Raw genomic sequence first — 12,168 nt, 5'->3', positions numbered from 1 at the left:
TACCATACCTAAGATATAGAAGCTAATTAAACTTATTTCTGCAATAAACCTATGCCAAAAGAAATTAAAACTACCCCCGCCCAGCGCCAAAAGGTAATATTTTCCTTAAAAATTAACCAGGAGAGAAAAACAATCACAATGTAACCCAAGCTTAACATAGGATATGCGTAACTTAAATCGACCCTAGAAAGAATCACTAACCAGATAAGACTGCTTAAAAGATAAAAGAAAAAGCCAAGAATAATAAAAGGATTCTGCATAATATGAATTAATAGCGTAGAAAATTCTCCCTTAAATCCAATCATTCCTTTTTTCAAGAATACTTGCCCAATTACTCCTAAAATCACCGATATTAAAATAAGAAAGAATGGCTTCATACCCCTCTCCCTTCATTTAACCATTTAACTATTCAACTTAACTATTTAACTAAATCTTAGTTTCCATCCCATCTTAATCAATTCCTTAAAAAACCTTAAAATCACCTTAAAGTTTGTACCGGTTTGTTTCCCGTGCATCCGTGGATAATGGTGCACTCCTACTTGCTTTATTCTAAAACCCCTTTTTTTAATTTTCACCAATAATTCTGTTGAGATTAAAGCTCCTTTTGATTCCAATTTTATATTTTCTACTGCTTCTTTTTTAAATAACTTAAACCCGCAATCCACATCTTCTATTCCTAAACAAAACAAGATATTTACCAATAGATTAAAAAGCCAGGCATTCAATTTACGATGAAAAGAGTCCTTTCTTCTTAGCCGATAACCCACCACTACATCAAAGCTCTCTAAAAGAGGCAATAAATTTCTTATTTCTTTGATATCAAATTGGTTATCACTATCCATGAAGAAAACCAAATCTTTGGTAGAATTTCTAAATCCAGAAGTAAGTGCCGAGCCATAACCTAAATTTTTAGAGTGATGGACCACTTTAACCTGTGGATTTTTTTTAGATAAATCTTCTGCAATTTCTCCTGTTCTATCTTTGCTCCCATCGTTAACAATAATTATCTCATAATCGGAAGTAATTTCTTTTAAAAAATCTAAAGTAGATAAAACTACCTTTTCGATATTTTTTTCTTCATTATAAGCAGGGAAAAAAACCGAAATGTTTCTTATCATTTAATAAATCTTAACTAATTTAAAACTGTTTAAAACAAGTGTTCTAAAAAATTAGAACATTGTTTATCATTTAAAATAAAATTGACATTTTATGTTCTTTATTTTATATTAAAAACGAATGCAAAACAATAATTTATTTAAGCAGCACCGTTCTAAGATTCTCCTCTTTCTTACCCTACTCTCTTTACTCACCCGCTTAATTAATTTAAGTTCTGTCAATAAAGTCGTCTTTGATGAAGTGCACTATGGGAAATATATCTCAAGTTATCTAAAGCGGGAATATTTTTTTGATGACCATCCTCCTTTGGCTAAACTCTTTATGGCAGGTTTAGCAAAATTATTTAGTTTAGATCCAAAAACAAGTTTTGAGCATATTGGTTCAGCATATCCCAAAGAGACCCCTCTTTTTGTTTTAAGACTTGTTCCTGCATTGTTTGGTGCTTTATTAATACCGCTTATTTTTCTTTTTACACAAAAAATTACCCAATCTCCGCGTGCAGGATTATTGGCTTCTTTATTTATTCTTTTTGACAACGCCTTTTTGACCCATTCACGGTTTATTACTCCTGACCCATTTTTAATCTTTTTTATTATCTTTACCATATATACTTTTCTAAAAAGCGAAAATGGAAAAAGAAAACGCTGGCTTTTTATCGCTGGGATGAGTGGAGGTTTTACGATATCTACTAAATGGATTGGTTTAATTGGTCTGGGGATAGTTTTGATAGAAATTCTTTACACCGAGCGTCTAAAAATAATGAAAAAACCAAAAAAAATAATTATGTATTTTCTTACTTTTGTAATTATTCCTTTAATCATTTACTATTTTACAATTTCCATCCATTTCAAAACATTAAATCATGCGGGAGGATTTAAAGAAGTTATGGGATTAAACAAAAGCATGTTTTATAGCCATTCACGCCCTCTAACTCATCACTATTCCAGCAAATGGTTTACCTGGCCTTTTATGGCAAGGTCGGTGAGTTATTTGCATTCTTCTCTGGGAAGTAACCACGTGCAAAATATTACCTTTTTAGGAAACCCTTTTGTCTGGTGGTTATCCACACTGGGGATAATTACTCTTATTATTCTGACCTTCCTTAAGAAATTCTTTCCTTTCAGGAATTTAGCTGAATTTAGAGGTAAAGAGATTATTTTAAGCGGTTATATCATTTCCTTCCTCCCTTTTATGTCTATTTCCCGTTGTTTATTTTTATATCATTATCTTACGGCGCTTATCTTTGCGTTAATTGCTACCGCAGTTATTTTAGATAAATTTCTAGCAATAGAAGAAATACCCTCTCCACTTCCAAGTATATTTACCTTAATTACCGCGCTTCCTTTACTTATTTTAATCTCCCGCGCCGTTTATTTATGGTATATTCCCCAAGAGACTCCTTTTTTATTAGGAAGCTTTTTTATTATTCTGGGGAGTTTATTCAGTATTTATCTTTATTTTATAACCAAAAGAAATATTTATAAAATTCCTCACTACTGGTTAATAGCCCTATTTTTCACATTAATTGGCTGTTTCTTAATCTTTTCACCTTTAAGCTATGGTCTGCCCATAAGCCAGAAGACATTTGATTTTTATATGTGGATAAAGAGTTGGATATAAATGATAGGGATAATTTTTTGTTTAGCAAGTTTTCTCTTAGGAACAAGTATTGCTTTATATTTTCGGGGATTCCCACGGATTGAGGAAAAATTTACTTTAGGGATAATTCTGGGTTTTACGCTTACCACTTGGATAACCTTTATATTGTCCCTGATTATTGGCTCACTGAATATAAAATTAATTTTGGTAGTAACTATAATTTCTGTATTCTTCTCTCTGGCTCTTTTAAAATATGCTCAAAAGAAAAAATTTCCTTCAATAATTCTTCCCTCTAAAACTTATCTTTTAACCATTATCCTCTTCAGCTTAATCTTTTCTTTAGTTAATTTCAATACCTTTAAGTTTGATACGCAAGGAAATTTAAGAGCAATGTCTACCGCCTGGGGAGATTATGCCCTCCATCTTACTTATATGATGCATTTTTCGGAAAAAACCCCTTTAACCTTAAACCACCCTCTCCTCGTAAAACATAAACTTATCTATCCCTTCCTCACTGATTTTCTTTCAGCAATTATGTATAAGGGGGGTTTAAGTTATGTAAATTCTATTGTTTTTATTAACCTAATCTTAGGAATTGGGCTTATTTCTATAATTTTTCTTTTTACTAAAGAATTTAGCCATTCAGAAATTGCGGCGTTATTTTGTCTGCTTCTTCTCTTCCTTAATGGAAATTTTGGTTTTCTCTTTGCTTTAGGAAAAGAGCCAAAAGAAATATTCTTTGCCCAATCTTTCTATACTAAAATTGATTCCAAAGGGCTTGTCTGGGGAAATGCACTTTCAGTCCTTTTCCTTTCACAGAGAACAATTATCTGGGGAATGGCTATTTCCGTATTTATCTATCTTATTCTTCTAAAAGAATTTTTTAAAAATAACGAACCGCGAATTTCCGTACAGAATCTTATCCTCGGAGGATTTCTTTTAGGTTGTCTCCCATTGATCCATACTTCTTCTTTTATAGTTTTAATTTTTGTTTCTTTAATTCTTTTCATCTTTCGTCTCCGAAAAGAATGGATTTATTTTATCGTTCCGGCGATTATCGTAAGTCTACCTCAAGTATTTTATCTCATTAGCAACACCTTACATAAATCTTTTTGGCTCAAACCGGGCTGGATGCTAAATTCACCTAATCCTATACTCATTTTTCTTTTTTGGATTTATAACTTCGGATTTATTTTCTTTCTACTCATCAAAGGTTTATTTCTGGTAAGAAAAAAAGAGATTATTTTTTATCTACCTTTTCTTATAATCTTTCTTTTGGCCAACTTTATCATGGTTCATCCCTTGGACTGGGACAACGCTAAATATTTCCTGCATTGGTTTTTCATAAGTTGTGTTATTGCCAGTTTTACTCCGATAAAGATTTTAGAAACCTCGCGTTGGAAAAAACCTGACCGATTATTTTTAGTAATTATCCTGTTATTTTTTTCAGTATTTTCTGGAGTAATTGACTACATTTACCTTAATCGTATAAGTTTTGTAATGGCAAATAAGAAAGAACAAGCGATTGCCTCTTGGGTAAGAAAAAACATAACACCTTCTGCTTTAATTTTAACCTCAGATACTCATAATCATCCTGTTTCTATGTTAAGTGGAAGGAGTATTATCTTGGGCTATCGGGGATGGCTCTGGTCTCATGGATATAAATATGATGAGATAGAAAAAGATATACAAGAGATTTATCGTATCGCAGATTTAACCTTCATCAAGAAATATAAAATCACTCATATTGTCATCAGTCCTTATGAAAAAGAACTTAAACCCAATCTGCGGACTTTTCTTAAATCGAACCGCTTTAAAGAAATCTATAAAACAGAAATGGAATCGGGATTTTTTCGTATATTTGAGGTAAATTATTAATCAACGAGAGTATCAAATGACAACGAATAATCCAAATATCATTGTACGATTCGTTATTCTTCGAATCATTTCGTTTCCAAAACGTAGTTCCCAGACACGCCACATGGCTTCAAGAATTATTCTCAGGTTAAGTTTTGATTTTCCTCTTTTTCGTTCGTAAAAAACAATGGGAATTTCTTTAATGCGAAAATTATTTCCCCAGACTAAATAATTCATTTCGATTTGAAAAGCATAACCCTGCGAGTGTATTTTATCCAAAGTAATTTTTTCCAGAACTTTTCTCCTAAAACATTTAAAACCACTAGTGGGATCATTAAGAGGCATTTTTGTGATGATGCGGACATAAATACTTGCTACTTTACTTAATAATCTCCGCCAAAGGCTCCAATTTTTAATTCCTCCTTGCGAAATATAGCGTGAACCAATCACCAAATCGCAAGTCTTTATAGCTTCAAGCATTTGAGGAATGTATTTTGGGTCATGAGAAAAATCTCCATCCATCTGAAGAATAAAATTACAATCTTCTTTTAAAGCAAGTCTAAATCCTTCAATATAAGCGGTTCCTAAACCCAATTTTTGAGGACGATGTATAACTTTTAATTGCCAAACTTCCTCTTTGAGTTCATCTAAAACTCCTCCCGTCCCATCGGAAGAATTATCGTCAATGACAATAATTTTAGAAACATTTTCCACTGCTAAAATCTCTTTAATCAGAGGCTTTATGTGTTCTTTTTCATTGTAAATAGGGATAACGACCACAAAACTCATGGGAAAAATTATAACAGAAAATAAGAAAGCTAACAAGAAATTAAACACCCATATAGCCCACCTCGTAGGTGGGAAGAAAGTCCACCTACGAGGTGGGCAGGGGGTTTAAGGTAATTTTTTTCTTGACAAAACAATTTATTTTGCTTTATAATAATTTCAAATTTTATGCAAGTTATTTCTAAATTTATATTTATCCTAAAAAAGGAGGTGATGGAGAAAGAACTCTATTAAATTTCAATTTAACTCCTTAACTTTCCTATAAAATCCTATAAAAAAGGAGGAAGAAGAATGAAAAAAATATTTTTCTTAAGTATGGTGGTTTTAATTTTTCTTCCTACTCTTGCTCATGGCGCAAGCATTGGAGGTGCAGAAACGCAGGGACAAGGTAGGTTAGGGGTGGGGGTGGATTCTTCATTCATTTTTGAGAGGAAATTGAATTTTAAAAGTTCCTCGGGCCTTCTCGTAGGAGATGAGATAAAAAATGCAAAAATAAATAAAACTTACCAAGCTACAGTAAAAGCTTCTTATGGGCTTTTAGATAATCTGGAGGCTTATCTAAAATTAGGCGTAGCGGATTATACTTTAAAAGACGAAATCTACAACGGCGGTGTAAAAACTGCTACCGATAAATTTAATACTGACTTGGGAGTTACTTATGGATTAGGGCTAAAAGGAGTCTATCGTTTTAACAAAAATAATTATCGAGGATATTGGTTTAAGAGCGACTGGTTAAACGACTGGATGGTGGGCTGTGATTTGCAGTATTTAAGATCGCAAAGTAAAGCAAAATTAAATGAAGAGGGCAATTCTACAAAGTATAAATCTTTTGTGGTCCAAGAATGGCATATTGCTCCTTATCTGGCTAAAAAAATTAATAATTTTACTCCTTATTTTGGCATAAGATACTCTGATATGCGCACCACCATAAAAGAACCCAAAGACTCAGGCTGGGCAGATAATAACAAATACGAAGCAGATAAAAACTTTGGCATCTTCTTGGGAACAGACTACTTGGCAGGAGAAAGCATAAACTTAAACTTTGAAGGGAGATTCTTAGATGAAACTGCGGGAAGCTTTGCCGTAAATTGGGTGTTTTAAAAAACTATTCTCAATTTCTTAATTGCTAAAAAGATACTCTGCGATTCTTAAAACTTTACAAAGAGAGTTTTAAATTTCTTGACATATTTTTATTGTTTTGTTAAACTAACTTTGATAAAAGAATGAAATATTATTTTCGAAGAATAGAATTAGGAAAAATGTTTATTGATGTAGCAAAGTATATTGTTACAATCATAGTTATTGGTACTTTATTCTCGGAAAAGATTAATTTGCGTATCTTAGTGTTAGGAATTTGTTTAGCTTTAGCTATGGGAATTATCGGATTCCTAACCCTTCCATTGAAGGAGGATTAATAATGGCTATCACAGAAATTGCGTTATTAGGTGTGGGAATAATAATGTTAATTCTCTTCCTCTTTGCCAAAATTACTGAATATATTTCAGAAAAGCGTCATAAACACGCCTAATTAAAAAATTAAAATTTTAAAGCTCACCATTTAACTAAAAAACCTCTTTATCTAACATTTGTCAGACTACGTGGCAGGAGAAAATCTAAACTTAAATTTTGAAGGAAGATTCTTATGTCAAAAAGGGGTCAGGATTCTTATGTCAAAAAGGGGTCAGGCCCCTTTTTTAGGCCCTTTTTAATAAAGTATAACACAATCATAAGAATTGTCAAGTGTAAATTTTAAGGGGTGTAAAAGCAAAAAGTAAAGATATAGATATGGGGTCAGCAAGATATGGGGTCAGGCACTTTTTTGAAAAAAATTGCCAAAAGGGGTCTGACCCCTTTTTGTTTCACTCGCATAGCGTTGTGTCGGTGTCGGCGTCGGTGTCGGCGTCGGTTGTTCCTTCTGGCGTCGGTGTCGGTGTTCCTTCTGGTGTCGGTGTCGGTGTCGGCGTCGGTGTCGGTGTAGGTGTCGGCGTCGGCGTAGGTGTCGGCGTAGGCGTAGGTGTCGGCGTAGGTGTCGGCGTAGGTGTCGGCGTCGGTGTCGGCGTAGGTGTCGGTTTTTTGGGGGTACATCCTTCCAATATATTTGAACCAGGACCACACCACTTACCGAACATGCATACGTTGCCCACTTCATCTCTCTCTCCATTTTTACATTCTGCAGTATAAGAATCTCTTCCTGGTTCTCCTTCACTACTATATTCGTAGGGATCTCCTCCTGAGTAGCTTCCTTCACAACCAGGAGCACACCATCTTACCCATTTTGTTTTACCATCTCCACATGTTACCGCAACCCAGTCTGAACATGTTCCTCTACAATATTCCTCCCACTCATTTGAAGTTTTACATTCACAACCTCTTATTGTACATCTGCAACTCATTCCCTGACCAGTAATGGACTTGCTGCAGCTTGCCTTATCACATTCTTCACCTCCTCCTCCATATCCTATAATATCAAACGTAATATCATGCGTATACTCCTTTCCTGGCTCTAAATTTCTTAGAACATTAGTTTGTTTTTTAGGCTCAAGGCGGTCTAAATTATATTTTTTAGTTTTATCCAGTTTAGTGAATTTTATCAAGTATTTCCCATCTTTATCGGTCTTGGCTTCCTGGGTTTGCCTGTTTTCATCATTTTTGTCTTTTAACATAAGTTTAACAGTAATTCCTTCTTTAGCTTCTCCATCTTCCGTTACTTTACCCTTAATCCAAATTTCATCTTCAGGAACAGTTCCTTCAGCTTCTTCATTATCTTCTTCTTCAGCTTCTTCATTATCTTCTTCTTCATCTTCGTTATCTTCTTCCTTTATAGAGAAAGAAAATGCTTCTTCTACCGCATTGTAAGCATTGATTCTTTTTGCTAGTGTTCCCTCAATTTCTATTTCTTCAGCAGTAGCAAGGATTAACTCTCGTAGCGTATCTTTGTCAAGTTCAGGATTTAAGGTTAAAATCAAACCCGCAATCCCTGTAACAAAAGCACTGGACATAGATGTCCCTGCTAAATAACCGTAAGTATCGTCAGGTAGTGTACTATAAATGTCTCCCTCTAATTTATCCCCTGCCGGTGCAAAAATATCTACCCCTTCTCCATAAGCACTCTCGAATGGTTTTCCATACCAAGGATTATCAGTAGCCGTTCCTCCATAATCTCGTTCTGCAGTTTCCCAGCGTTCATCCACAAAATCGGTCCCTCCTACACCCAAAACCTTTCTATATCTTGCCGGATATAAAACACAATCTTCTCCATTTCTTCCTTTACCGGCATGATTTCCCGCTGCGGCTACTAATAAAATATCACTGGAAAAGGCAAGTTCAAAAGCATCTTCTAAAACTGGCTCTTCCATCAAATCCTCCCAAGTTCCCCACGACATGTTGATAATTCTCGCTTCTTTTTCAATCGCATAAGCTATAGCCTCAGCTAACACATCAGCCTCTACCTGCTCTCCTTCAGCATCCAGTGCTTTGATAATAATGAGTTTTGGGGTAGGGACAATTCCCGCAATGCCAATTCCATTATTTATTACCGCACCAATGATTCCTGTTAAATGTGTGCCATGGCCATTATCATCATCTGCTTCTTGGTCGTCATTTACAAAATCGTAATCTAAATCTTTATCAATGTTTTCCGCTAAATCCGGATGGTTAAGGTCACAACCCGTATCAATAATGGCTATTTTTATTTCCGGATAGTTAGCTTCGCAAATAGGAATTGGCTCAGGAGGAGGTGGTGTTGAATTGGTTCTGATTACTAATGTCTTAACTCCTCTACTATCGGAACTTGTAGCAGTATGAAGTTGTTCGCAACTTTTTTCATAATACTCCTTTACCACTTCCCACGCATCGGCTATCTCCAATACCTCTAGCGCCCATTGTTTTCCTTCCAAATAATCCGGGTCATTAGGCCAATAATCACTAACCACTGGTTTAACCACAGGTGGTTTGGGCAGAGAAGGAAGATTATAACGTTTTAATAAAGTGATAGGAATTATTCTATTTAAATAGGCTTCTACTCCTTCAATATTATTAGCCTCTTTGATTGCTTCCCGCTCCCTTCCTTCCTCTACTTTAAGTTTTGTATATTCTATTTTCCCCTCGGGCAAAACTTGCCTTATCATTATTTCGCCAGGAACATAAGAACCAGGTTTAGTAAGAAGTAAATCAGTTTTATCTAGATATTCTCTTGCCTTCTGGGTAATTTCCGGATGTTGGGCAAGAAGTCTGTTTAAGGTTTCTTTAGGCTTTACTTCTTTAATCTCTAAACCTCTTTCCTTTAAATATGCTACAACATCTACCTTTTCAGTTATCATTTTGACAGGTTTTTCTAATTTAGTAATTGCCGGCTTAGGAATTTCAAAAGAATTCTCCTCTAAAGCAAGCTCTTCCTTGGCAATCTCCCGAGTTTCCTCCTTTTCCGGCTCTTCAATTTTTGCCATCTCTTGTAGTGGAGAAACTCCTTTAAAGAATAGAGCCTTTATCCCAATGGCTAAAGCTAACCCCAAAATTACCACTCCTAATCCTAAAAACAGGCGATTTAAAATTTCTCCTCTTTTGTTATAAATTCTCTTTTTCATCTCAATCGCCCCCTTTAAAAATTTTATCCCCCCACGCTTTCTTCCCCTACTTTTCTTATCCATTTTACCCCCTTTTTGTTTATCCCTCCGGCCCCAAAGGGCCGGGGGGGGAGAATTTTTTTAAGGCTCAAAGAGTTTCTTTCCTTTCTTTCCCCTTCTTTCTTTCCTCCACCCCTTCATTTTACGCCTCCTTTATTTGAGCCTCACCTGAAAATAAGCAATTTCTGTGCCAGATAAGAAATGAACTTTAGCCTGATGAAATAACCATTCCTAAGTTGATGTTCACCAAGATGTTACATAAATATGTAAATTTTAGTTATGTTCGTAAATTTTATTTTCCGAAATAAAAAAATTTTAAAAAGTTGTAAACTTTTGTTGCAGAATAAGAATTATGAATGTAAATCACTAATATGATTGAAGTTATGACAGGTAACTATAGTTACGGGGTGGAACTTTTGTTGCAGGTGTTACTCCTCGCGCTGAGTGACACGCATTACTTCTGCCGGGGTAGTGAGACCCTTAAGCACTTTTTCCCAGCCATCCTGACGCAGAGTACGCATTCCCATCTCCATTGCCTTTTTCTTAATCTGGTCGCTGGAAAGTCGCTCCATAATCATTTTTCTTATTTCATTATTGATAACTAAAAATTCATAGATTCCCGTTCTTCCCCGATAGCCGGTAAACTTGCATTTTTCACATCCCTTACCTTCAAAGATGGTTATTTTGTCAATATCTACATTCTCCATTACTTCTAATTCCTCCAATACATCTTTACTGGGCTTTATCGCTTTTTTACAATCAGGACAAATTAGTCTTACTAAGCGCTGAGCAATAATACATTCTACAGAAGAAGCGACCAAAAATGGTTCAATGCCCATATCAATTAAGCGGGTAACTCCTCCACTCGCGTCATTGGTATGTAAGGTAGAAAACACAAGATGCCCGGTCAAAGCCACGCGAATAGCGGTCTCCGCAGTTTCTAAATCACGCACTTCTCCCACCATGATTACATCGGGGTCATGTCTTAATATCGAACGCAACCCTGCTGCAAAGGTAAAGCCAATCTTGGGATGAACCTGCAGTTGCACTATCCCTTTTAGTTGGTATTCTACAGGGTCTTCAATGGTAATAATCTTTATCCCGGGTTTATTTATCTTATTTAGACAGGCATAGAGAGTAGTGGTCTTTCCGCTTCCGGTGGGTCCGGTATTAAAGATAATCCCATGCGGCTTAGCAATCATTTCTTCAAGGATTTTTAAATCTCGCTCCGAAAGACCAAGCTCTTCCAGGCTATAAAGCATCCCCGGGCTTAAGATTCTTATCACTACACTTTCTCCAAAAACACAGGGAATAATAGAAATACGCAGGTCGTAATCTTTTCCTTTAATCTTAATAATTATTCTTCCATCCTGAGGAAGTCGGCGTTCAGCAATATTCAAATTAGACATAATTTTGATGCGGGAAACAATTGCCGAAGCAAAATGGCGAATTCCCGCCGGGACAGAGATGTCGTTTAAAACCCCGTCTATACGAAAACGCACTTTAAGCTCATCTTCGTAGGGTTCAATATGCACATCGGTAGCCCGCTCTTCTACTGCTTGAGTAAGCAATTGATTAACAAATTTTATTACCGAAGCGTCTTCCGCCAACTCCTCTACTTCTTCAGTTACTACTTCCGTAACTTTCTCTGTCTCCTCAACTACTGTCTTCTCCATCATTTTCTCTACTGTTCCCGCGCCTACGCCATAATATTTTTTTATCCCCTCAATGATATCTTTTTCTCCTGCTAAAACCGGTTTTACCTCGTAGCCTAAAAGTAGTCTTATATCGTCAATGGTATGAATATCCAAAGGATCAGTCACCGCAACCACCAGTATTCCATTTTCCATCTTAACGGGCATAAGTTTATAGTAAGAAGCAAATTTTGCGGGAACCTTTTTGATAATCTCTGGCTCTATCTTGGTTTCTCTTATGCGCACAAAAGGAATGCCTAATTGTTTGGAAAGAATAGGGAAAAGAACCTCTTCGCTTACAAACCCCATTTTCACTAAAGTAATCCCTAAAAATTCCTTGGTTCTTTTGTGTTCTTTTAGCCCCGCATCTAGTTGTTCAGGAGTAATTACCCCTGCCTCAATTAACATCTCTCCTAATTTTAAAGTTTCTCTTATTGCCATTATCTCTCCTTCGTCAGTACGGGTTAAAAGGTAATTTGTTAAAATGACAAATT

9 protein-coding genes are annotated in these 12,168 nt (G+C 35.6%); 4 read left to right on the top strand and 5 right to left on the bottom strand.

Annotated features, from left to right (window positions below; genetic code table 11):
• Nucleotides 1-32: 32 nt before the first annotated feature.
• Nucleotides 33-377: an EamA family transporter gene (locus NC818_05200; GenBank protein MCM8784148.1), complete on the bottom strand. Its 345-nt coding sequence runs from the start codon at nucleotides 375-377 to the stop codon at nucleotides 33-35.
• 45 nt (nucleotides 378-422) lie between these two features.
• Nucleotides 423-1,118, bottom strand: a complete 696-nt coding sequence (locus NC818_05195; protein MCM8784147.1) for a glycosyltransferase family 2 protein — start codon at nucleotides 1,116-1,118, stop codon at nucleotides 423-425.
• Nucleotides 1,119-1,236: 118 nt separating this feature from the next.
• On the opposite strand from NC818_05195, the gene NC818_05190 reads away from it, so the two are divergent.
• Both NC818_05190 and NC818_05185 read left to right on the top strand, forming a co-directional pair.
• On the top strand, nucleotides 1,237-2,736 hold the full coding sequence (locus tag NC818_05190; protein ID MCM8784146.1) for a phospholipid carrier-dependent glycosyltransferase: 1,500 nt from the start codon (nucleotides 1,237-1,239) through the stop codon (nucleotides 2,734-2,736).
• The gene (locus tag NC818_05185) at nucleotides 2,737-4,593 is read left to right on the top strand and encodes a hypothetical protein (protein MCM8784145.1); all 1,857 of its coding nucleotides are present in this window, start codon (nucleotides 2,737-2,739) and stop codon (nucleotides 4,591-4,593) included.
• A gap of 12 nt (nucleotides 4,594-4,605) precedes the next feature.
• On the opposite strand, the gene NC818_05180 is transcribed toward NC818_05185, so the two are convergent.
• A complete protein-coding gene (locus NC818_05180) occupies nucleotides 4,606-5,361 on the bottom strand; it encodes a polyprenol monophosphomannose synthase (GenBank protein MCM8784144.1) in 756 nt (251 codons plus the stop codon).
• Between the two features lie 288 nt (nucleotides 5,362-5,649).
• Between NC818_05180 and NC818_05175 the strand changes: the two genes are divergently transcribed.
• Together NC818_05175 and NC818_05170 are read left to right on the top strand one after the other, a co-directional pair.
• Entirely contained in the window at nucleotides 5,650-6,459 is an 810-nt protein-coding gene (locus NC818_05175) for a hypothetical protein (GenBank protein ID MCM8784143.1), read from the top strand.
• Nucleotides 6,460-6,581: 122 nt separating this feature from the next.
• Nucleotides 6,582-6,773, top strand: a complete 192-nt coding sequence (locus tag NC818_05170; GenBank protein MCM8784142.1) for a hypothetical protein — start codon at nucleotides 6,582-6,584, stop codon at nucleotides 6,771-6,773.
• 444 nt (nucleotides 6,774-7,217) lie between these two features.
• Here the strand turns inward: NC818_05170 and NC818_05165 are convergent, their stop codons facing one another.
• Together NC818_05165 and NC818_05160 are read right to left on the bottom strand one after the other, a co-directional pair.
• A complete protein-coding gene (locus NC818_05165; protein ID MCM8784141.1) occupies nucleotides 7,218-10,004 on the bottom strand; it encodes a S8 family serine peptidase in 2,787 nt (928 codons plus the stop codon).
• Between the two features lie 404 nt (nucleotides 10,005-10,408).
• On the bottom strand, nucleotides 10,409-12,115 hold the full coding sequence (locus NC818_05160; protein ID MCM8784140.1) for a GspE/PulE family protein: 1,707 nt from the start codon (nucleotides 12,113-12,115) through the stop codon (nucleotides 10,409-10,411).
• Nucleotides 12,116-12,168 lie beyond the last annotated feature (53 nt).

The organism is Candidatus Omnitrophota bacterium, assembly GCA_023819145.1.
Lineage (GTDB): Bacteria > Omnitrophota > Gorgyraeia > DTHP01 > DTHP01 > JBFWKV01.
The sequence above is the reverse complement of the archived record's forward strand: the minus strand, read 5'-3'. Positions and strand labels throughout refer to the sequence as shown.